The organism is Acetobacter malorum (assembly GCF_002153605.1).
Taxonomy (GTDB): Bacteria; Pseudomonadota; Alphaproteobacteria; order Acetobacterales; family Acetobacteraceae; genus Acetobacter; species Acetobacter malorum_A.
Genome location: NZ_JOPG01000018.1, coordinates 32,719 through 53,788, shown reverse-complemented (window position 1 = coordinate 53,788; position 21,070 = coordinate 32,719). Strand labels below are relative to the sequence as shown.

General features: G+C 56.7%; 19 protein-coding genes. 13 read left to right on the top strand and 6 right to left on the bottom strand.

Annotation, left to right across the window (positions count from 1 at the left end; all coding sequences use genetic code 11):
- The first annotated feature begins 249 nt into the window (after positions 1–249).
- Genes HK23_RS08275 through HK23_RS08265 form a run of 3 tightly spaced genes read left to right on the top strand, consistent with a single transcriptional unit; the run spans position 250 to position 3,174 of the window.
- Positions 250–453 (top strand): hypothetical protein, encoded by a 204-nt coding sequence (locus HK23_RS08275; protein ID WP_043550376.1) that lies wholly within the window; start codon positions 250–252, stop codon positions 451–453.
- Positions 454–474: 21 nt separating this feature from the next.
- Entirely contained in the window at positions 475–1,716 is a 1,242-nt protein-coding gene (locus HK23_RS08270; RefSeq protein ID WP_086653598.1) for a multidrug effflux MFS transporter, read from the top strand.
- Positions 1,717–1,743: 27 nt separating this feature from the next.
- Positions 1,744–3,174, top strand: a complete 1,431-nt coding sequence (locus HK23_RS08265; RefSeq protein ID WP_086653597.1) for an amidohydrolase family protein — start codon at positions 1,744–1,746, stop codon at positions 3,172–3,174.
- 7 nt (positions 3,175–3,181) lie between these two features.
- Here the strand turns inward: HK23_RS08265 and HK23_RS08260 are convergent, their stop codons facing one another.
- From HK23_RS08260 to HK23_RS08245, 4 genes are all read right to left on the bottom strand, one after another.
- Positions 3,182–3,577: a hypothetical protein gene (locus tag HK23_RS08260; RefSeq protein WP_231888261.1), complete on the bottom strand. Its 396-nt coding sequence runs from the start codon at positions 3,575–3,577 to the stop codon at positions 3,182–3,184.
- A gap of 36 nt (positions 3,578–3,613) precedes the next feature.
- The gene (locus HK23_RS08255; RefSeq protein ID WP_043550377.1) at positions 3,614–3,808 is read right to left on the bottom strand and encodes a Trm112 family protein; all 195 of its coding nucleotides are present in this window, start codon (positions 3,806–3,808) and stop codon (positions 3,614–3,616) included.
- Positions 3,809–3,830: 22 nt separating this feature from the next.
- Positions 3,831–4,469 (bottom strand): LON peptidase substrate-binding domain-containing protein, encoded by a 639-nt coding sequence (locus HK23_RS08250; RefSeq protein WP_086653596.1) that lies wholly within the window; start codon positions 4,467–4,469, stop codon positions 3,831–3,833.
- A gap of 74 nt (positions 4,470–4,543) precedes the next feature.
- Positions 4,544–5,503, bottom strand: coding sequence for a tetratricopeptide repeat protein (locus tag HK23_RS08245; RefSeq protein ID WP_086653595.1), 960 nt, complete (start codon positions 5,501–5,503; stop codon positions 4,544–4,546).
- A 225-nt stretch (positions 5,504–5,728) separates the two neighbouring features.
- Here HK23_RS08245 and uvrA point away from each other — a divergent pair, with 225 nt between their 5' ends.
- The 3 genes from uvrA to HK23_RS08230 all read left to right on the top strand — a co-directional run bounded on the left by uvrA (position 5,729) and on the right by HK23_RS08230 (position 10,907).
- The gene (uvrA, locus tag HK23_RS08240; protein ID WP_086653594.1) at positions 5,729–8,620 is read left to right on the top strand and encodes an excinuclease ABC subunit UvrA; all 2,892 of its coding nucleotides are present in this window, start codon (positions 5,729–5,731) and stop codon (positions 8,618–8,620) included.
- A 28-nt stretch (positions 8,621–8,648) separates the two neighbouring features.
- Positions 8,649–9,485, top strand: a complete 837-nt coding sequence (locus HK23_RS08235) for a creatininase family protein (RefSeq protein ID WP_086653676.1) — start codon at positions 8,649–8,651, stop codon at positions 9,483–9,485.
- A 135-nt stretch (positions 9,486–9,620) separates the two neighbouring features.
- Positions 9,621–10,907, top strand: coding sequence for a YncE family protein (locus HK23_RS08230; RefSeq protein ID WP_086653675.1), 1,287 nt, complete (start codon positions 9,621–9,623; stop codon positions 10,905–10,907).
- An 81-nt stretch (positions 10,908–10,988) separates the two neighbouring features.
- On the opposite strand, the gene aldA is transcribed toward HK23_RS08230, so the two are convergent.
- Entirely contained in the window at positions 10,989–12,449 is a 1,461-nt protein-coding gene (aldA, locus tag HK23_RS08225; RefSeq protein ID WP_086653593.1) for an aldehyde dehydrogenase, read from the bottom strand.
- A 171-nt stretch (positions 12,450–12,620) separates the two neighbouring features.
- Here aldA and HK23_RS08220 point away from each other — a divergent pair, with 171 nt between their 5' ends.
- From HK23_RS08220 to rimI, 7 genes are all read left to right on the top strand, one after another.
- Positions 12,621–13,490: a LysR family transcriptional regulator gene (locus HK23_RS08220; RefSeq protein ID WP_086653592.1), complete on the top strand. Its 870-nt coding sequence runs from the start codon at positions 12,621–12,623 to the stop codon at positions 13,488–13,490.
- A gap of 131 nt (positions 13,491–13,621) precedes the next feature.
- Positions 13,622–15,640 carry a M61 family metallopeptidase gene (locus tag HK23_RS08215; RefSeq protein ID WP_086653674.1) on the top strand — a complete coding sequence of 673 codons (2,019 nt, stop codon included), beginning with the start codon at positions 13,622–13,624 and terminating at the stop codon, positions 15,638–15,640.
- A gap of 81 nt (positions 15,641–15,721) precedes the next feature.
- Positions 15,722–16,951, top strand: a complete 1,230-nt coding sequence (locus tag HK23_RS08210; protein ID WP_086653591.1) for a DUF2075 domain-containing protein — start codon at positions 15,722–15,724, stop codon at positions 16,949–16,951.
- Positions 16,952–17,187: 236 nt separating this feature from the next.
- The gene (locus HK23_RS08205) at positions 17,188–17,751 is read left to right on the top strand and encodes a NifU family protein (RefSeq protein WP_086653673.1); all 564 of its coding nucleotides are present in this window, start codon (positions 17,188–17,190) and stop codon (positions 17,749–17,751) included.
- Between the two features lie 101 nt (positions 17,752–17,852).
- Positions 17,853–18,434, top strand: coding sequence for a malonic semialdehyde reductase (locus HK23_RS08200; RefSeq protein ID WP_043550384.1), 582 nt, complete (start codon positions 17,853–17,855; stop codon positions 18,432–18,434).
- On the top strand, positions 18,434–19,129 hold the full coding sequence (gene tsaB / locus HK23_RS08195) for a tRNA (adenosine(37)-N6)-threonylcarbamoyltransferase complex dimerization subunit type 1 TsaB (RefSeq protein ID WP_086653590.1): 696 nt from the start codon (positions 18,434–18,436) through the stop codon (positions 19,127–19,129). The genes HK23_RS08200 and tsaB overlap by 1 nt, the downstream gene beginning before the upstream one ends.
- Entirely contained in the window at positions 19,126–19,599 is a 474-nt protein-coding gene (rimI, locus tag HK23_RS08190; protein WP_306300686.1) for a ribosomal protein S18-alanine N-acetyltransferase, read from the top strand. Before tsaB ends, rimI begins: the two co-directional genes overlap by 4 nt.
- A gap of 142 nt (positions 19,600–19,741) precedes the next feature.
- Here rimI and purD read toward each other — a convergent pair whose 3' ends face one another.
- On the bottom strand, positions 19,742–21,010 hold the full coding sequence (gene purD, locus HK23_RS08185) for a phosphoribosylamine--glycine ligase (RefSeq protein ID WP_063907304.1): 1,269 nt from the start codon (positions 21,008–21,010) through the stop codon (positions 19,742–19,744).
- Positions 21,011–21,070 lie beyond the last annotated feature (60 nt).

Genomic DNA, 21,070 nt, shown 5'->3' with positions numbered 1-21,070 from the left:
CGCTTGAACCTCTAATATATTGATATAATACAACATATTAGAGACGGAGAGAACCAGTCAGGCACAGAAAATTGGTGGAGATTGGCTCCACCAGTTCCCTTCTCCTTCAAAAATCTCCTTAATTCAATTCTGCTTCAGGCTAAATTGTCTGAGCATTCTTGTATTTGTGCTGTAAGCACAGTGTTCTCGCAGTATGTGCCAGTGCTCTTGAGACAGGCGCATCAGTCAGCGTGTCAGCAGGAGTGAAGCATGGCCGAGGATAACTGGACGGAACAAAGCCCCGAGGACGCGGAAGCGGATGCCCGGGCAGACCAGCTTTTTCAACAAGCCGGCATTGCTGAACCAGCTGAGCCAAAAGGCAGTTTTCTGCTAACGATCCTCCTCCCCGTTCTGATAGCAGGGGCGCTGCTGATTGCTGGCCTCTGGATGTTTTCTGGCTGGCTGGGAATTTAACAGGCTGGGATTGTACAAAATATGCCGCGTTTTTCGCCTGCCCCTTTTGTGCCGGGAACCGGCTTTACGCCCTGGCTGATCGTTCTGCTTGGTCTGGTGACAGCTATCGGGCCAGTGGCCACGGATATGTATCTCCCGGCCTTCCCGGAGGTGGAGCAGGATCTGGGTGGCGGGAAAGGCTCAGCCCAGTTTACGCTGGCCGCGTGGTTTTTAGGGCTGGCGCTGGGGCAGTTTTCTCAGGGGCCGCTGTCTGACCGGTTTGGGCGGCGTATGCCGCTCATGCTTGGCCTGCTGATTTTTGCCATTGCCTCGGCGGGCTGTGCAATTGTGCAGGATTACCACCTGTTTTGTGTGTGCCGGTTTGTGGCGGCTGTTGGTGGTTCTGCCAGTGCGGTGATTCCGCGCGCGATTGTGCGTGATGTGGCAACGGGCAAAAAAGGTGCGAAGCTGATGTCTCAGCTCACACTGGTTTTTGGCGTCATGCCGGTGCTGGCTCCCAGCTTTGGGAGTCTGGTTTTGCAGTTTGGCAACTGGCGGTGGATCTTCTGGATCGGCACGCTCTATGCGCTGGCCGCCATTGTCGGGTTGTTCTTTTCCCTGCCGGATACCCTTCGGCCAGAACGGCGCGTTGCCCTCTTCCCTGTCAAAATTCTGGCCCGTTACATCACAATCAGTCAGGAACCGCTTTTCCTCTCCAATGCGCTGATCGCCACGTTCTCAACCTTTGTGATGTTTGCCTATCTCGGGAGCGCCCCTGTGCTGTTCGAGCAGGTGCTCCATTTTACCCCCGGTCAGTTCGGCGCATTTTTCGGTGTGAATGCCGCGGCCTTTATTCTGGGCACGCAGATCAATGGTCGACTGGTGCATCGGGTTGCCATGCCGGTCCTGCTGGAAACAGGTCTGTTCTGGGCGTTGGGTGCCGGGGCACTGTTCACAGTGTTGGCTCTGACCGGCATTGCCGGCGAACATCACGCTCTTCTGACCTGTGCGTTGATTGCCAGCATTACCGGAGCGTTGGGCTTTATTGGGCCGAATGCTACGGTGATGTCCTTCTACCATCACGGCCAGCACGCTGGCAGCGCATCGGCTCTGCTGGGAACCATGCAGTTTGGAATTGGTTCTCTGAGTAGTGTTCTGGTGGGTCTGCTGCCCGGTGGCAGCGCAATACCAACTGCCATTGGCATGATGGTGGGCATTCTGGGGATGGCAGGTGCGGACCTCATGCGGCGGCATGCACCGGAAATTGGCGCCGACGAGGACTAAGCACCGTCTGATAGAAAAGGACGGGTCATGGCGTGGCGTTTAGAGAAGAAACAGGCGGTGCGGGGGCTTTCCCGCCTGCTGCGGGCAAGTGTTGCGGGGGGTGTTGTCAGTCTGGGGTTCTTAGGGGCTCAGGCGCATGCGCAGACCCCCTCCGCCGTTTTGCTGGAGCATGTGCGTCTGTTTGATGGCACAGGGGCGGCAGAACAGGACGATATGGCTGTTCTGGTGCAGGGGCCACGGATTGTCTCGGTCGGGCACAGCGGGCACGTTAAGGCCCCTAAAGGCGCGCAGCGGATTGATCTGTCCGGTAAAACGCTTATCCCCGGTCTGATTACCGACCACAGCCATGTCGGTGTTGTTTCCGGCACCTCCGTTGGGGCTGAAAACTTTACAGTGCCTGTCATCAAGGCCGCACTGGACCAGTATGAACGCTATGGTGTGACGACTGTCACCGCGCTGGGTCTGACCAAATCTCCTCTGTTTGATGACCTCCGCCGTGCGCAGCATGCGGATGGAGCGACGGGTGCGGATCTGTTCGGGGTTGATCAGGGGATTGGCGTGCCGGGCGGGATGCCGCCGGAGGGGATGGTCAAGGTCGGGAAAGATCAGATCTTCCGCCCAGCCTCCGTTGCGGAGGCGCAGCAGGCTGTGCGCACCATGGCCAGTGAACATACCGACCTCGTGAAGCTCTGGGTGGACGATTTCCGCAATGGCGTGGCCAGCCAGAAGCCCCTGCCCGTAATGAAGCCGGAAATCTGGCAGGCGGTGATTACGGAAGCACATAGCCAGAATCTGCGTGTGGCGGTGCATATTCATGATCTGGATTACGGCAAACGGCTTGTAGCGGCCGGAGCAGATATTATCGCGCATGGTGTGCGGGATGAGCCGGTGGATGCGCCGTTCATTAGCGCCATGAAAGACCGGAGTGTGTGGTATATTCCCACCATCAGTCTGGATGAGGCGACCTATCTGTTTGCCGAACAGCCCGAGATTCTGAACGATCCGGTTCTGAAAGCAGGCCTGAATGCGGACCTGCAAAAACAGTTTTCAGACCCCGCATGGCGGCAGAAAGTCGCGACGTCTCCTCTGGCTAAAGCCTCTCACGCTGCCGTCGCCATGAACCAGAAAAATCTGCTCACGCTCTATCAGGCTGGTGTGAAAATTGGTTTTGGTACGGATTCCGGTGCTGCTCCCGTCCGTATTCCCGGTTTTGCGGAACACAGGGAATTACGCCTTCTGGTGGAAGCAGGGCTGACACCCTTGCAGGCGCTGACACTGGCCACCAGTCAGGCCGCGGCTCTGCTGAACTTGTCAGATCGCGGGGTGATTGCAGCCGGAAAACGGGCGGATTTTGTGGTTCTGGAAGCGGATCCGGCTGAAAACATTGCGGCCGTGGATCAGATCGCAGCAGTCTGGCGTGGCGGTGTGCGGGCCGCAGGGCCGCTGGTGCCACGCTAACACCTGCTTAATGCTGTTGCGGGGCAGCCTGCTGAGGTTGTTCCCGCTTGCCATAAATGGCCTGTGTTTCCGGAATAACGCTGTGGCCGTCGCCTGCTTCCAGCGGGCCGGTTGCCGCATCGGACGGAGCCAGCGGCTCATAGCGGTCTTTAAGCTGGTTTTTGTCAGGATTCTGGCCGTTATTGCGGGCCATATCCTCACGCCGTTCCTGCTCCTGTGCCGCACGGGCTTCCGCCGGGGCGGCTTCGGGCAGAAAGCGGCCCGGTCTTTCTGGCGGAATATCGATATTCTCGCCCTCAATATCCACATGGCACCCGGCCAGCAGAGGGGCGGCCAGAACCAGCGCTCCCAGCATGATGCGGGGGCGCTGTCTGGTTTTGAGCTGAGGGGCGCAGCGTTTCACGGCAGAGCGTTATCCAGGCCTTGCTATGCTGAGAACTCAGCCTTCGAGATGGCGGGCTTCTTCCGGCAGCATGATGGGAATGCCGTCACGGATGGGGAAGGCCAGTTTGGCCTGCGCGCTGATCAGCTCATTAGTGGTGGCATCATAGGTCAGCGGGCCTTTGGTCACCGGGCAAACCAGAACGGAAAGAAGTCGCGGGTCGAGCGGAGGAGAAATGTCAGCACCAGACATGAGCGTCACCCATAAAAATTGTTCAGGAAGGCGGGCCTTCCTCTTCAGGACCAGACAGGTCTAGCAGCATCTGCAGCACACGCACACGGTCTGTCAGGCTGCCTGCGTCAAGCAATGCCTGTTTTTCTGCCGGAGGAAAAGGACAGATCATGGGGAGAGTGACCAGCAGGGTGTCATCTTCCATCTGTTCAATGATGGACCAGCGGGCTGACAACCCCTTTTGCCGGAAATAGCGACGCAGTGAGTCCAGCAGTTTTCCGCGGTCGAACGGTTCTGAAGGAATTTCGCTCAGATCACCCACAAAGGATGAGACATCAATCCGCGCCTGGCGATACCCTCTGTGCAGACCTGTTTCCCGCAGCACCCGGAACCGGGCCACGCCACTCAGGGTGACGGCAAATGTGCCATCAGCCCGCTCCGTAAAGGAGGTAATGCGGCCCAGACACCCGATGGAGTAGAGAGGCGGGATCTTGCCTTCCTCCTCTTCATCCTCTTCCCCCCACAGAGGCTGGATCATGCCGATCAGCCTCTGGGACGCCAGAGCATCTTCCACCAGCGCCACGTAACGCGGTTCAAACACGTTCAGCGGGAGTTTGCCCCGGGGCAGCAGCAAAACGCCGCTCAGGGGAAACAGGCCGATTTCCGCAGGGATATCGGCCATGGTGAGGTCTGAAACTCTGGGGACGTGCCGCAGAATCTCGTCGTCAGGCAGGTAAGACGCCAAGAGCGGACGGATCAGGAAAAGAGGAGAGAGGAGAGGCGACGGCGGGCCGCCAGCGTGGCGGGGTCATCATGGCCCCAGGCTTCAAAAAAGCGGAAAAGCTGCTGTTTTGCGGCACCCTCATTCCAGTTCGGGTCGGCTTTGATCACACGGAGCAGTTCGTCGGCTGCCTCTTCCCGCTTGCCGGCCACGTTCAGGCCTGTCGCCAGTTCACACCGTGCGGCGTAATCATCCGGGTTGGCAGCAAGGCGGGCGCGGACCTCTTCCATTTCCTGTGCGGCTTTGCGGCCTTCCTTCTTGAGTTCAAGGGCTGCGCGTGCGCCAGCTACTTCCGGGGCGTCCTTGATTTTTTCAGGCACGTCAGCAAGGGCGGCATCTGCGGCCTCTTCATCATCCAGAGCCAGCATGGCGCGGATCAGCCCGCCCCACGCCTTCGGGTTTTCCGGCTCTTCCCCCAGAACACCAGAGAACAGTTCCGCAGCGTGTGCGGGCTGGTTGGTTTCCATGGCCACAGCGGCTTCCTGCAACAGTTCTGTTGCGGGCAGCGGGCCACCACCAGCGGCTTTTAGCACGCCTTCAACAAATTTCTTGATTTCGCTTTCTGGCAACGCTCCCTGGAACAGATCCAGAATCTGACCTTTCCAGAACACGGCTACCATCGGGATGGACTGGAGCGGCAGGCCAATCTGCGTCAGCTGGGCAGCGAGAGCGCGGTTGGCTTCAATATCAATTTTAACAAGCCGAACCTTGCCGCGCGCAGCCGTGACGACCTTTTCCAGCACCGGGGCCAGCTGCTTGCACGGGCCACACCAGTCTGCCCAGAAATCAACCAGAACGGGAATGGAGCGGCTGGCTTCAATCACATCCTGCATGAAGGTGGCCTGTGAGCCATCCATAATCAGGGGCGCGTCCGCCTGCGGGCCGTTTGCCTGACCGGGTTTCAGGGCGTCGGGCTGGCCAATAATATGGTCCATCTGGTGTCATCCTTAGCTCAAAACGATGGTGGATGGCGTGGGGACCACCCGGCGGCACACACCGCATTATCTTTCTAAATGGTCAATGATGTGCCGCGGTGCAATGGGAATTGGCGAGAGACGTCCCATATCATCATGGAAGAGGTGTCGGGCGGCCATTCCTTGATTGCATGAAGGGCGGCAAAGGCGGCATACAGGACAAAACAGGAACGGCAGCGGTATTTTATGGACAATCCATCTTTTCCCAGTGCTCAGAAACTCAGTGTGCGCGGGGCACGGGCGCACAACCTCAAAAATGTTGATATCGATATCCCGCGTGACTGTCTGACGGTGGTGACGGGCCTTTCCGGCTCCGGCAAGTCGTCACTGGCGTTTGATACCATCTACGCCGAAGGCCAGCGCCGGTATGTGGAAAGCCTGTCCGCCTATGCCCGCCAGTTTCTGGAACTGATGGGCAAGCCGGATGTGGATTCCATTGAGGGGCTTTCCCCCGCCATTTCCATCGAGCAGAAGACGACGTCCAAAAACCCGCGTTCGACCGTGGGCACGGTGACGGAGATCTACGACTATATGCGTCTGCTCTGGGCGCGGGCGGGTGTTCCCTATTCTCCTGCCACAGGGTTGCCGATTGAAGCCCAGACCGTCAGCCAGATGGTGGACCGTGTGATGGCGCTCCCGGAGGGCACGCGTCTGTTGCTGCTCTCCCCTGTTATCCGTGATCGCAAGGGCGAATACCGCAAGGAACTGGCGGAACTCCAGCGCAAGGGCTTCACCCGTGTGAAGGTGGATGGTGAGCTGTATGAAATTGCTGACGTCCCGGCCCTGAACCGCAAGTTACGCCATACGGTGGAAGTTGTGGTGGACCGCGTGGTGGTTAAAGAGGGTATTGAAAGCCGTCTGGCGGACAGTTTTGAAACAGCTCTCGGCCTTTCTGACGGCATTGCCTACACGGAAGAAGTGTTGAAGGACAAAGACGCTGAACCGGAACGGCTGGTGTTTTCCTCACGCTTTTCCTGCCCGGTGAGCGGGTTTACGCTGGAAGAAATTGAACCGCGCCTGTTTTCCTTCAACGCGCCACAGGGGGCCTGTCCGTCCTGTGATGGTCTGGGGTCTGAAACTTTCTTCAATCCGGCGCTGGTGGTGCCGGATGAGTCAAAGTCTCTGCGCAAAGGGGCTATTGCCCCCTGGAAAGATGCAAAATCTCCCCTGCTGGAACAGACCCTGACCAGTCTGGCCGCGCATTTTGGCGTCAGCATGGACACGCCCTGGAAAGATCTGCCGGAAGCGGCTCAGGACGGAATCCTGAATGGTGTTGATGAAAACATCGAGTTTACTTATCAGGATGGCCGGAAAAGCTATACGGTCAGCAAACCGTTTGAAGGTGTTCTGGCCAGTCTGGCGCGGCGTCTGGCTAATACGGACAGCATGTGGGTAAGAGAAGAACTCTCCCGCTATCAGTCTGAAAAACCCTGCCACGTTTGCCATGGCGCGCGTTTGCGGCCAGAGGCGCTGTCTGTCCGCGTGGCGGATAAAACCATCGCTCAGGCCTGTGACCTGCCCATTGGCAAGGCGCTGGACTGGTTTGAGACTGTTATGCCGACCCTGACCCCGCAAAAAGCCGAGATAGCCCGGCGTATTTTGCGAGAAATTCAGGAACGTCTGACCTTTCTGGATGATGTCGGTCTGGATTACCTGACCCTCTCCCGCAGTTCCGCCACACTGTCTGGTGGTGAAAGCCAGCGTATCCGGCTGGCCAGCCAGATTGGGTCTGGCCTGACCGGGGTCCTGTATGTTCTGGATGAGCCATCTATTGGTCTGCATCAGCGCGATAATGAACGGCTGCTTGGAACGCTGGAGCGTTTAAAAAAGCTTGGGAATACTCTGATTGTTGTTGAACATGATGAGGATGCTATCAGAAGTGCTGACTGGCTGGTCGATATGGGGCCGGGAGCCGGTGTAAATGGCGGTAAGGTCATTGCCGTTGGAACGCCGGAAGAGGTCGCTAAAGTGCCGGAAAGCCTGACAGGCGCATACCTGTCCGGGCGCAAGAGCATTCCCGTGCCGGAACACAGACGCCCGTATGACAAGAAAAAAGTCCTGACGGTGGAAGGGGCGACCGGGCATAACCTGAAAAACGTCACGGCGCATTTCCCGCTGGGGACGTTTACGTGCGTGACAGGTGTTTCCGGGAGTGGCAAATCCACACTGGTGATTGATACGCTCTATAAAGCGTTGTCCCGCCAGTTGATGGGGTCCTCCCAGTCTCCCGAAGCTTATAAAGCGATCAAAGGGATAGAGCTGCTCGATAAGATTATTGATATCGATCAGTCTCCCATTGGGCGCACGCCCCGTTCCAACCCGGCGACCTATACGGACCTGTTTACCCCTATCCGGGACTGGTTTGCGGAGCTGCCGGAGAGCAAGGCGCGCGGCTACAAGCCGGGGCGGTTCTCCTTTAACGTGAAGGGCGGACGGTGCGAGGCCTGTCAGGGGGATGGTGTTCTCAAGATCGAGATGCACTTCCTGCCGGATGTGTTTGTCACCTGTGATACCTGTAAGGGTACGCGCTATAACCGCGAGACGCTGGACATCAAGTTCCGCGGCAAATCCATTGCCGATGTGCTGGCTATGAGCGTGGATGAAGCCCTGCCTTACTTCTCAGCGCAGACGCGTATCCGGGACAGACTGGCCATTTTGCAAAAGGTTGGCCTTGGCTATGTGGCTCTCGGCCAGCAGGCGACAACCCTGTCGGGTGGGGAAGCACAGCGTGTGAAGCTTTCCAAGGAACTGGCGCGCCGTGCAACCGGGCGTACGGTGTATATTCTGGACGAGCCAACAACCGGTCTGCATACGGAAGATGTCAGAAAACTTCTGGAAGTTCTGCATGCGTTGGTTGATCAGGGCAATACGGTGATTGTCATTGAACATAATCTGGAAGTGATCAAAACTGCTGACTGGATTGTGGACGTTGGCCCCGAAGGCGGCGATGGCGGTGGCCGTATTGTTGCCGAAGGAACGCCGGAAGATATTGCGGCCTGTAAGGAAAGCTATACAGGCCAGTTTCTGGCCCCGTTGCTCAAACCTGCTCCGGCAAAAACCAAAAAAAAGAAGAAGTAAAACTGTGTCCGTAAAAAAGAAAAAAAGCATGGTTTTCCGGTCAGTTTTTTCAGCCCTTGTTTTGGGAGGAGGCTTGGTGTCTGCGCCAGCCTTTGCGCAGAGTGTGGCAGGGGTGCAGTCTGATAATGCAGGTAATGCGGTTCTGTTTGAAAAACACACCTGGACAGAAATTCAGTCCGGTGTGGCCGCAGGCGTGACGACCATCATCATCCCTGTGGGTGGCACGGAACAGAGTGGCCCGTATATTGCTGTTGGCAAGCATAATGAGCGCGCCACGCATCTGGCAGAACAGATTGCCGAGAAGACCGGAAAAACACTGGTGGCGCCTGTTGTGGCCTATGTGCCGGAGGGGGGCACATCCCCCCGTTCCTCCCATATGCGCTTTCCCGGCACCATTACGGTGCCACCGGATGTTTTTGAAAAACTCCTTGTTTCTGCCGGGGAGAGTTTTCAGGTGCAGGGGTTCCGTCTGATCGTCTTTGTAGGGGATCATGGGGGCTATCAAAAATATATGGAAAAAGCCGCTGCGGTGCTCAACCAGAAATGGCACGGCACGGGCGCGCAGGCGCTCTATGTGAGTGGATTTTATACCGTTATCGCGCACCAGTATGCGGACTGGCTGAAGCAGCAGGGCTACGGGAAGGATGTGGGGCAGCATGCAGACATTAGCGATACCTCGCTGATGCTGGCGGTTGACCCTTCCATGGTGCGGCAGGATGCGCTGCGTCATTCAGGAACTCCTTCTGCGCAGGAAGGCATCTATGGGGGGGATCCGCGCAAGGCTTCTGCTGCACTTGGGCAGCCTGGCCTTGCGATGCAGATCAATGCCGCAGTGCAGGCTATTCAGTCGGCCAGAGGGTTTTGAAGAAAATCTCTAAGAATAAGTCTCAATAAAAAAAGCCGAGTTGCCAGAAATCTGAAAATAGACGCCTAATCGCCCATATGCTAAAGCCTCATCACGTGACGATGACAGCACAAGAAAGGGATGGGCTGTAATATTATGGTAGTAAAAAGACATCTGGCAGCCGCTACGGCTGTGTTTGTCGCTTTAGGCGCGGGGACCAGTCTGGCCGTTGCGCAGGAAGCCAGTCAGTCCCCTGTGCAGACAACAGCGCCGTCTGCTGCCCCGCAGCTCGCTCCGGCGCAGGTGCCTGCTTCGCAGGGTTCTTCCACTCAGCCGGTTGTGTCTGCTCCTGCCGCACCTTCTGCCGTGCAGACCATTCCGGGCATGCCGCCGGTTATCAACCCGGCCAATCTGTATAGCGAGACCGCACCGGACCATATCAATCCGGAAGTGGCACAGGACCCGGCCCGTGTTTACGTGCCCAACCTGCGCTCTAACGATGTCTCGGTGATTGACCCGGCGACATCCAAAGTTGTGGATCGCTTTCCGGTTGGCAAAAGCCCGCAGCATGTGGTGCCGTCCTGGGACCTGCGCACCCTGTGGGTGACGAACAATGCGGAAGGCACCACAAATGGCAGCCTGACCCCCATTGATGCCCGCACCGGCAAACCCGGTCCGGCGGTTGCGGTGGATGACCCCTACAACATGTATTTCACGCCCGATGGTAAGTCCGCCATTGTGGTGGCTGAGGCGCGCAAACGGCTGGACTTCCGTGACCCGCACACCATGGCGCTCCAGCAGTCAGTAGAAACGCCGGACTGTAAAGGTGTGAACCACGCAGACTTCTCCATTGATGGACGCTACGCCATTTTCACCTGTGAATTTGGCGGCCATCTGGTGAAGGTCGATACTGTCAACAAAACGGTAATGGGCTACCTGAAGCTGTCCAGTGGTGGCATGCCGCAGGATATTCTGATCTCCCCCAACGGTAAGACGTTCTATGTGGCCGATATGATGGCTGACGGCGTCTTCATGGTGGATGGCGAAAGCTTTAAGGAAATCGGCTTTATCCCGACGGGTGTCGGCACGCATGGTCTGTATCCCAGCCGTGACGGCACGAAAATGTATGTTGCCAACCGTGGGTCTCATAAAATTCACGGTAAACCGCACAGCAAGGCGGGTGGCGTGACGGTCATTGATTTTGCAACCAACAAGATTGTGGCCAACTGGCCCATTCCGGAAGGTGGCAGCCCGGATATGGGCAATGTGAGCGCAGATGGTAAAACCCTGTGGCTCTCAGGCCGTTTTGACGATGTTGCCTATCAGATCAACACGGAAGATGGCTCCATGAAGAAAATTCCGGTTGGCGCAGAACCGCACGGTCTGACCGTCTGGCCGCAGCCGGGCCGTTATTCCATCGGGCATACCGGGATTCTCCGCTAAGCCTGAAATATGCTGATGACAGCATAAAAAAAGCCCTTCCCCGATATGAGGAAGGGCTTTTTTATTAAGAGCGTTCAGGCATCAGGCGTTCAGATAGATTGTCTTGGTCTGCGCGTAGGCCTCAAGACCGTATTTACCATCTTCACCGCCAAGGCCACTGTCCTTGTAGCCGTGGTGGAAGCCCTGCGGTGCTTCCCCGCCTTCACGGTTCACATAGACCTCACCGAAGTTCAGATCCGTGCTGATGCGCATGATCTTTTTCAGATCCTGCGTGAAGACATAAGCCGACAGGCCATAGCGGCAGTCATTGGCCTGACGCAGTGCATCTTCAAAGTCTGCTACCTTCGTCAGCAGCATGACCGGGCCGAAAACTTCATTCTGCACAATATCCATGCCTTCCTTGACGTTGGTCAGCAGGGTTGGGGCGTAGAAGAAGCCTTTGTCATACACGCCCCCCTTCAGGCGCTCGCCACCGGTTTCCAGTCTGGCACCCTGAGAGACAGCTTTTTCAACCATGGCATGAACTTTTTCCAGTTCCTGCTCACTGACTTTGGGGCCCATATCAGTTTCTGCGTCCAGTGGGTTCCCGACTTTCAGAGCGGCAACCTTCTTGCTGACCAGATCGACAAACTTGTCGTAAACGGCAGCATGCACGTAGGTGCGTTCATTACTGGTGCAGACCTGGCCGCCGTTGGTAAAGCGCGCCAGAACAGCGGCTGTCGCGGCTTTGTCCAGATCAGCATCATCCATGACAATAAACGGTGCCTTGCCGCCCAGCTCCAGCCGCACTTCTTTCAACGTATCGGCTGCGGCTGCCATGATTTTCTTACCGGTTGCTGTGCTGCCGGTCATGGTGATCAGCCGCACGTCCGGATGTTCCACCAGCGGGGTGCCAACACCTTTGCCGTCACCCGGTACAACGTTAAGAACACCTGCCGGAAAAATCCCGGCTTCTTCTGCCAGACGGGTAGCTTCGAGGGCTGCCAGAGGTGCCAGTTCATGCGGTTTGATGACGATGGTATTCCCAGCTGCCAAAGCCGGGCCAACCTTGCGGGCGAACAGGGCCAGAGGGAAGTTCCATGCTGAAATACCGCCAATGACACCGTGCGGAATTTTCTCAATCAGGATTTTCTCACCCGGACGGCTACCCGGAATAATGTCCCCTTCCAGCCGGCGGGTATTTTCTGCGGCAAAGCGGAGCAGCCCGGCAGCAAAGCCAACTTCCGTTTTGGCTTCTTTGAGTGGCTTGCCCATCTCACTGGTAATAAGATGTGCAAGACGATCAGCATTTTTTTCAATCAGCGCCTTAAAGGCATAAAGCGCATCGGCCCGTTCTTCCGCCGTTTTGCGGCTCCATGCGGGAAAGGCTTTGGAGGCTGCTGCAACGGCAGCTTTTACATCCTGTTCCGCACCATTGGCGACAACCGCGACAAGCTCTCCGGTCGCCGGGTTGCGAATGTCCAGCGTCTCACCACCGCTGGCTTTGGTCCATGCACCATTGATAAACAGATTATAATGCGGCGTGTTTTGTGAAGTTGGCATTGAAAATCACCTTTTTGAAGCAGTTGGAAACATCAGGCGCTCAGTTCATCCTGTTTCCAGAAGTTACTGATGAAAACGTCTGTGCTGTTGATGGTTCCATCCTTCCACAGGTCATCATGCAATGAAAAGTGATTATGAAAGAGTGAAATACTCACATAAAGTGAGGATATCATGTATGCACCCAAGCTCTCTCATCTCCGGTTTTTCTGTGCCATTGTCGAAGCAGGCTCCATTGCTGCGGCAGCGCGCCGTATGCACTGCGTTGCGTCCAACCTCACCATGCGGCTGAAGGAGCTGGAAGCTGATCTTGGGCAGGATCTTTTTATTCGTGACCGTAAAAAACTGCTGATCACACCAGCAGGGCGGCTTTTCTATAAGGAAGCAAAAGATATTGTCTCCCGGGCAGATCGTCTGCCCGCGTTGTGGTCTCAGGGGCAGCCACGCGGCATTCTGAATGTGGGGGCGCTGGATGTGGCGTTTCTCAGTCTGTTACCGCAATGTGTGCCCCGCTTCATGCGTGAGCATCCGGGCATTCAGCTCAATATCCTGCAAAAACCCAGCTTTAGTCTGGAAAGAATGCTGGTCAGTGAAGAAATTGATCTGGCGCTGACAGACGGCCCTGTTGAAAATACGCTGCTTGAAGGTACCTTTGCCTTTTCCGAGACGCTGCACCTTGTGGTGCCGGAGCATGTCAGGAAAATTACACCAGAACTGATAGAACAATCGGATATTTATCTGTTCAACAAAGACTGCTTTTACAGACGCTGTGCGGAACAGTGGCTGGAGGATAAAGGCTATCATCCCCATTCAATCCTGACGCTGGAGTCTTATGATCTGATTATCCAGTGTCTCAATACGGGATCAGGCCTCTCCTGCATGCCGGAAAGCGTTATCCGGCAATTCCGTGAAAGAGGGCAGCCGCTCAAGACGTTCAGACTGGACGGCATGGGGCCGACGGATGTGTATTTTGTCTGGAGAAAACACGCAAAAATTCAGATCATCGAGACATTTATTGAAATGGCACAAGGGAGAGGCAGATAGGTGCGCAAAGAGAGGCTTTTCAGGCCTCGACAGAGGCCGGCCAGAGTGCTTCATAAACGTAATGAAATATGCGTCCGGTCTGGCGTCAAAAAGGCCGTCAGGGTGTGATGCATCTGTTTGGAGAACTGGCTATGTCGCTACGGAACCGCTTTTTATCCAGCGTTGGGCTGACAGCCCCCTGCCTTGCCCTGATGGCGCTGGCGTGTGCGCCACAGGGGCTAGCTGCTGAGGCTTCTGCTCAGCCGCAGCCCATGCCGCTGCCGCTTCCCCCTGCTGTGCCTGCGCCGCAGGATGTGCCCTTTGGCAGCACGATTGCTCTGGCTGTGGATGGCACCGACCTTGCCCGGCATATTCTGAGCATGAAGGAGACAATCCCTCTTCCTACGCGTATCGCGCAAAAGGGTGGTGATTTTGTTTTGCTCTACCCCATGTGGCTGCCGGGTAACCACTCTCCCAGCGGCACGATTGATCAGCTGGGCGGCCTGACCGTAAAAGCAGATGGCAAGATTATCCCCTGGCTGCGGGATACGGTAACAGTCAGCGCGTTCCACATTGATGTGCCGCAGGGGACAAAGCAGCTTGAAGTCTCTTATCAGCTGCTCACGCCCGTTTCCCCCAAAGTGGGGCGTGTCGTCATGACGGATACGATGGAGAACGTGCAGTGGTCTGCTGTTTCTCTCTATCCGGCAGGGTATTTCACCCGGCAGATTATGGTGCATCCGAGCGTGACCTTCCCGGCAGGCTGGTCTTACGGTACGGCGTTACGGTCTGATGGCACAGGGGCTGGCAGCAAGGTCTCCTTCCAGCCGGTTTCGTTCAATACGCTGGTGGATTCTCCTATTTTTGCAGGGAAGTATTTCCGTAAGTTTGATCTGACACAGGATGACAAGGTTTCCGTCACGCTGAACGTCATGGCGGATCAGCCGGAAGATCTGGCCGCTACAGATGCGCAGATTCAGGCGCATAAAAATCTGGTAAAGCAAGCAAACCTCCTTTTTGGATCACATCATTACGCGCATTATGACTTTCTTCTGGCTCTGACCAATAAGCTGGGTGGCATCGGGCTGGAACATCATCAGTCCAGTGAAAATAGCGGTCCCAGAGGCTATTTTACGCATTGGGATAAGACCTTCGGGATGCGTGACCTTCTGGCGCATGAATTCACCCATTCATGGAACGGGAAATATCGCCGCCCCGATGGATTGTGGGCACCGGATTTCAATACGCCGCAGCGTGGCACGGGTCTGTGGGTGTATGAAGGGCAGACCCAATACTGGGGTTATATTCTGGCTGCCCGCGCAGGGCTGATGACGGTGCCGCAGGTGAAGGATGCACTGGCCGAAGTGGCGGCTGTGTATGATAACCGGCAGGGGCGGCAGTGGCGTCCGCTGATTGATACGACCAATGATCCGATTATTGCCCAGCGTTCCCCTGAATCCTGGAGAAGCTGGCAGCGCAGCGAGGATTACTATTCCGAAGGGCAGCTGATCTGGCTGGATGCGGATACGCTCATCCGGAAACTTTCTGGTAATACAAAGAGCCTGAATGATTTTGCCAAGGCCTTTTTTGGCACCAACAACGGCAGTACGATCACCAGCACCTATAACTTTGATGATGTTGTTAAAACGCTGAATGGCGTGCAGCCCTATGACTGGGCAAAGTTCCTGCTTGATCGTCTGTACAATACCAGCACACATGCGCCGCTGGATGGGTTTACGCGTGGTGGTGCGAGTGTCGTCTATACTGAAAAGCCCTCAGACTATGTGAAATCTTATTCTGACCTAAGGCATGTTTCAGACTTCATGTTCTCTCTGGGGCTGATTGTGAGCAAAAAAGGCACAGTGAGTGAGGTACTGTGGGGCAGCCCGGCCTGGCAGGCCGGGATCACGCGTGATCAGGATCTTCTGGCTGTAAATGGCGTGTCGTATGATCCTGATGCGCTACAGGATGAGATCACCAATGCCAAAAACAAGGATGCTGCCCCGATAGAGTTGCTGCTGCGGGATGGTGAGCGCTATCATACGGTGTCTGTCACCTATCATGGGGGCCTGCGTTACCCGCATCTGGAAGGTAATACGCAGCTTCTGGATACGATGCTGGCACCGTTGGGTGGGCAGAAGGATGCCGCTGGGTCTGCAGCGGGGAAATAATCTGATGCATAAGGGCTGGAAGAGGTTTTACAAAAGATCTCTTCCAGCTACCCGCGAGGAGGTTGTGTGAAAGAGTCTGGTTTGCCTGATCGTTATGAAAACGATGCAGCGGAGAAATTATCTCCTGAAAAAAAGCTTTCTCCAGAACAGCAGGACCTGAAAAACGCCATCAAGGCGTTCTGTGTTGCGCATCAGCATGATGAGCATGCCGTGTTTCTGATTGAAGGGGATGCAGGGACCGGGAAAAGTATCGTTATCAATTCAATTTTTAACGAAATACAGTCTCTTTCACGCTCGTCTGATAAAAGCAGTCCTTTCTGGAAAACGGACAACTATCTTGTTGTCAATCATCCGGAAATGATGAAGCTCTATAAAAATATTTCAGAATCTTATCCGGCTCTGAAAAAGAAAGATTTTGAGCGCCCGACAACATTTATCAACAGAATGCATAAGTCAGGAAAAAAGGCAGACATCATCTTTGTGGATGAAGCTCATCTTCTTCTGACAAAAAGCGATAAATACAACCATTTTAAACAGGATAACCATCTGGAAGAACTGATCAAACTGGCCAGAATTACGGTGCTTGTGTTTGATGAAAAGCAGGTTCTGAAGTTCAAGAGCTGCTGGAGCCGAGGGCTTCTGAACGCTCTGGTAAAAGATTTTCCGTGCCAGACCTATCATCTCAAAAAGCAGTTTCGCGTTCATGCCAATCAGGATGTGCTCGACTGGATTGAGGGGTTTTGTCAGAAAAAAATCCTCCCCATGCCGCAAAAACAGGCGTTTGATTTTCGGTTTTTTGCGGATGCGCAGGATCTGTATGAGACCATCAAAAAGGAAAACGCACGCTACGGCCTGTCCCGCATGATTGCGACGTATGACTATCCCTATCGGCTGGATGGTGAGGATCACTTTATTCACGAGGGCCGCTTCACCCTCCGCTGGGACCGCTCCAAACCGGATGAAAAGCTACCCTGGGCCGAACGGCCCGACACGATTGATGAAGTCGGGTCTGTTTACACCGTGCAGGGGTTTGATCTGAATTATGTCGGGCTGATTTTAGGCCCTTCCGTGCTGTATGATCCGGCAACAGACGGCATCCGTATTGATACCTCCCGGTATGAAGATGGCGCGGCTTTTGCGGGCCGCGACGGGCTTCAGGACCCGGAAGGTACAAAAGAACGCATCATGCTGAATGCCATCAATGTGCTGATGACGCGCGCTGTGCATGGGCTGTTTATTTACGCGAGCGATCCTGCTCTGAGAAAACGGCTCCAGCAGGTGCAGGCCAGCCGGGATTCTGCGCCGAAATAGGGGCTGAAGGTGGCGTAAGGCCTCCTGCATGGCAGCCCGGCCCATCCGGGGCAGAACTGCTTTGTAAAGGCTTTTTCCGCTTGATGTCAGCCAGTTTCCGGATGCGAGGCAGAAAAACCTGGGTGAATTCTCTGAAAACCCGGCGTTTCTTACAATACAGGACTTGTCCTGTCCGCATTGTGGTGCCACCTGATGACACAGAAAGACACGTAGCAGATGATCAGGATCAGGTTGCCATGTTTATTGAAACTGAAGACACCCCTAACCCCGCCACGCTGAAATTCCTTCCGGGGCGCGCTGTGATGGGCGATGCCGGCACGATTGATTTTATTGACGCCGATGCCGTCTCCGGCCGTTCCCCGCTGGCGGATGCGCTGTTTGCGCTGCCCGGTGTGTCCCGCGTGTTTCTGGGGAATGACTTTGTGTCCGTCACCAAGTCCGATCAGGAAGACTGGGCAGAACTGCGCCCGCTGGTGCTTACCGCCCTGATGGACCATTTTGTGGCGGGTGCGCCCGTGGTGTCTGAAGGCGTTGGCATTACGGAAGAGCCCATCGCGCCGGAAGATCAGGAGATCGTCACCCAGATCAAGGAACTGCTGGACAGCCGCGTGCGCCCGGCTGTTGCGGGTGATGGCGGGGACATCGTGTTCCGTGGCTACAAGGACGGCATTGTCCGCCTGACCATGCAGGGTGCCTGTTCTGGCTGCCCGTCCTCCCGCGCAACACTGAAGCACGGTGTGGAAAACATGCTGCGGCATTATGTGCCGGAAGTTGTGTCCGTAGAGCAGGTTGAAGACTAAGGCAGCTCTCAGCATCTTCCCGTCTCCGGGTCTGTGACCTAAAAGGGGGAGCAGACACAGGGTAGCCCCCGCAAAAGCGGGGCAGCGGAGGCAGGACAGAAATGCTGGATGATAGCGGGCTGGATCTTCTTTTCCAAAAGGCGCGCACGCCGCGGCGCTGGATGGCCCGCCCGGTGGAGCCAGCCCTGTTGCGCCGCCTGTATAGTCTGGTGAGCCTCGGGCCGACCTCCGGCAACTGTAGCCCGGCCCGCTTTGTGTTTATTACCGCATCGGAAGGCCGGGAGCGCCTGCGCCCCGCCCTTTCCGCTGGCAATGTAAACCGCGTGATGGGTGCGCCCGTCATTGCCATTGTGGCGTATGATCCCCTGTTTTTTGATGAACTGCCGCGTCTGGCCCCCAATGAGGAACTGCGCTCGTGGTTTGCGGCGGATGTCGGGCTGGCGGAAGAAACCGCTTTCCGGAATGGCACGCTGGAAGGGGCCTATATGATTATGGCCGCCCGCGCGCTGGGGCTGGATGCGTTGCCGATCTCCGGGTTTGATCAGAACATGGTGGAAGATACTTTTCTGGCCGAAGACGGCTGGCGGGCGAACTTCCTGCTCTGTCTCGGGTACGGGGATATTGAGCAACTGCCGCCCCGCGCACCGCGTCTGGGCTTTGATGAAGCGTGCCGCTTTCTGTGATGAAACCTGAACGTCTTTTAGTGCTGGATGGCAGCCCGGCCGGAGAGGCCGCATCTGGCATGGCAGCCTGTGTCACGCCCTCTTCCGATGGGGGCTATACGGTTTTGTCCCACGTCTGCGCAGCGGGAAAGCAGGCCGCAGAAAGCATTGGCCTTCTGGCTGCCGATGCCTTGCAACAGGTGGGCTGGGGGGCAGGTCAGCCTGTGCAGCCTGATCTGGTGGCGGTGGTGACGGGGCCCGGCTCCTTTACCGGCCTGCGCGCTTCCTGCGCTATGGCCGCAGGCTATGCGCTTGGGGCTGGGTGCCCTCTGGTGGGGGTAACGCGGGGTGAAGCGCTGCGCTCGCAGCTTGATGCCGAGTGTGCCCGCTATGGCAATCTGGACGGCTGGCTACTCGTCACGGCAGCGCGGCGTGGGCGCGTGTTTGTGGAACGAGCCGACGGGGTGCAGGCTGTAGCACTTGCAAGCTGGTCTCCCCTGCCCGGTCGCTGGCTGGTGGCGGGGGATGCTGCGGCGTCGCTCCCCGTGGCAGAGGTGGTCTTTTCTGACCTGACACAACCCACTGCCAGTCAGATCGCAGAAGCTGCCGTTGCCCGGCTCACAGGTCAGCTTGCGCCGCGTGATGCTCTGCCTTTGTATGTCGATCCTCCAGAAGCCAAGCTTCCGGCAGCTGGTTTACGGTCTGCACCGGTTTGAGCCAGACCCTCTCTCAGGCCGTGTCTGTGGACATTATTGAGGCCAGTCAGGCGCATGGCGCGGTGCTCGCTGTCCTCCATGCGCAAAGCTTTTCCGTAGACGACCTGTGGGATGAGGCCGCCTTAAAGCAGCTTTTGCCCATGCCGGGCGTGGTCACTGGTCTTGCCATGCTGGGAGACCAGCCTGCCGGGTTCCTGATGATCCGTTGCGTGGCGGATGAGGCAGAAGTTCTGACACTCTGTGTCGCCCAGGCCTTTCGCCAGCAAGGTATTGCCAGACAGCTGCTGGCATGGGGCGTGATGGAAGCGCAGGACCGGGGCGCAGACCACATGTTTCTTGAAGTTTCCGTCCATAACGCAGCGGCACAGGCGCTCTATGCCTGCGCCGGGTTTGTGCAGGCTGGAAAGCGACGCGCCTATTACCCGGATGGTTCAGACGCTCTGGTGCTGATGCGCAGTTGGGGCATGTAAATCGGGGCTTAAAAAACGCCTGTGATGCAGAGCAAGACGCTCACATCACATATCGCCATAAAGACTCTTCTGAAAATCCGTCATCACCCCTGCTGACAAAGACTGATGACGGTGCGTTCAGGGGCTTTGAGAACAGACTGCCTTAAAGAGCGCGGGCACCAATATCCGTGCGCCAGGCGGCACCATCCCACGTAATGGCTTTTACGCCAGCATAGGCACGGTCCCGTGCTTCCTGCACGGTGTTTCCAAGCGCACAGACGGACAGAACGCGGCCGCCAGCCACAACCAGTTCACGCGACGCATTTTCTTTGGTGCCAGCCTGAAAAACGCGCACGCCTTCCAACGCCTCTGCATCGGCAATGCCGGAAATGACAGCGCCTGTTTCCGGTTTTGCAGGATAGCCACGCGCTGCCATGACGACGCTGATGGCAGCCTGATCCGAGAATGTGACCGGGGTTGTATCCAGCGTATCTTCCGCAAGGGCTGCCAGAGCGGGCAGCAGGTCGGAGGTCAGGCGGAGCAGCAGGGCCTGTGCTTCCGGGTCTCCAAAACGAACATTATATTCAATCAGCTGTGGGCCGGTTTCTGTCAGCATCAGGCCTGCAAAAATCACGCCTCGGAAGGGGGTGCCCCGCCGGACCATTTCTTTCAGCATGGGGCGCACAACCAGATCCAGTGCGGCTTCCTGCGCGGCGCGGTCAAATCCACGCGGCGGGGAGACTGCGCCCATGCCGCCGGTGTTGGGGCCGGTGTCATTGTCGCCAATGCGTTTGTGGTCCTGTGCGGCCCCAATGAGCATGGCGGTCTCACCCGAGCAGAAGGCAAAGAGAGAAACTTCCTCACCCACAAGGCAATCTTCAATCACCACGCTGCGGCCAGCATCGCCCATGCTGCCCTGCGTCATCATCTCCCGCACAGCATCCTGCGCTTCGGCCACTGTCTGCGCGACCACCACGCCTTTGCCTGCGGCCAGACCGTCGGCCTTCACCACAATCGGTGCCCCGCGTTCTGCAATGTAGGTGATGGCGGCGTCTGCACTGGTAAAGCGTTCGCCACGGGCGGTGGGTACGCCTGCGGCGTAGCAGACTTCCTTGCTGAAGCTCTTGCTGCCTTCCAGACGCGCGGCAGCCTGCGTGGGGCCGGCACAGGCCAGACCGGCAGCAGCGCAGGCATCGGCCAGGCCCGCTACCAGCGGGGCTTCCGGGCCCGGAACAATCAGGTCAACCTGCTGTTCTTTGGCAAAGGTAATCAGGGCCGGCACATCGCTTGCACCAATGGCCACGTTGGTGCCCAGCTCTGCCGTGCCGGGGTTGCCGGGGGCAATGAACAAAGCCGTCAGTTTGGGGGAACGTGCAAGTGTTGCGGCCAGTGCATGTTCACGGCCGCCGGATCCAACCAGAAGTACCCGCATATTTTTCTCTCTCACTCTGTCAGCTCTGCTCTTTCAGGGCGAGCGTCTGTAGCATAGGTT

Bases quoted from the DNA above. Each gene is read 5' to 3' on its own strand.
- HK23_RS08275 (WP_043550376.1), top strand. From the start codon at position 250: ATGGCCGAGGATAACTGGACGGAACAAAGCCCCGAGGACGCGGAAGCG.
- HK23_RS08270 (WP_086653598.1), top strand. From the start codon at position 475: ATGCCGCGTTTTTCGCCTGCCCCTTTTGTGCCGGGAACCGGCTTTACG.
- HK23_RS08265 (WP_086653597.1), top strand. From the start codon at position 1,744: ATGGCGTGGCGTTTAGAGAAGAAACAGGCGGTGCGGGGGCTTTCCCGC.
- HK23_RS08255 (WP_043550377.1), bottom strand. From the start codon at position 3,808: ATGTCTGGTGCTGACATTTCTCCTCCGCTCGACCCGCGACTTCTTTCC.
- HK23_RS08250 (WP_086653596.1), bottom strand. From the start codon at position 4,469: ATGGCCGATATCCCTGCGGAAATCGGCCTGTTTCCCCTGAGCGGCGTT.
- HK23_RS08245 (WP_086653595.1), bottom strand. From the start codon at position 5,503: ATGGACCATATTATTGGCCAGCCCGACGCCCTGAAACCCGGTCAGGCA.
- uvrA (WP_086653594.1), top strand. From the start codon at position 5,729: ATGGACAATCCATCTTTTCCCAGTGCTCAGAAACTCAGTGTGCGCGGG.
- HK23_RS08235 (WP_086653676.1), top strand. From the start codon at position 8,649: ATGGTTTTCCGGTCAGTTTTTTCAGCCCTTGTTTTGGGAGGAGGCTTG.
- HK23_RS08230 (WP_086653675.1), top strand. From the start codon at position 9,621: ATGGTAGTAAAAAGACATCTGGCAGCCGCTACGGCTGTGTTTGTCGCT.
- aldA (WP_086653593.1), bottom strand. From the start codon at position 12,449: ATGCCAACTTCACAAAACACGCCGCATTATAATCTGTTTATCAATGGT.
- HK23_RS08220 (WP_086653592.1), top strand. From the start codon at position 12,621: ATGTATGCACCCAAGCTCTCTCATCTCCGGTTTTTCTGTGCCATTGTC.
- HK23_RS08215 (WP_086653674.1), top strand. From the start codon at position 13,622: ATGTCGCTACGGAACCGCTTTTTATCCAGCGTTGGGCTGACAGCCCCC.
- HK23_RS08205 (WP_086653673.1), top strand. From the start codon at position 17,188: ATGTTTATTGAAACTGAAGACACCCCTAACCCCGCCACGCTGAAATTC.
- HK23_RS08200 (WP_043550384.1), top strand. From the start codon at position 17,853: ATGCTGGATGATAGCGGGCTGGATCTTCTTTTCCAAAAGGCGCGCACG.
- tsaB (WP_086653590.1), top strand. From the start codon at position 18,434: ATGAAACCTGAACGTCTTTTAGTGCTGGATGGCAGCCCGGCCGGAGAG.
- purD (WP_063907304.1), bottom strand. From the start codon at position 21,010: ATGCGGGTACTTCTGGTTGGATCCGGCGGCCGTGAACATGCACTGGCC.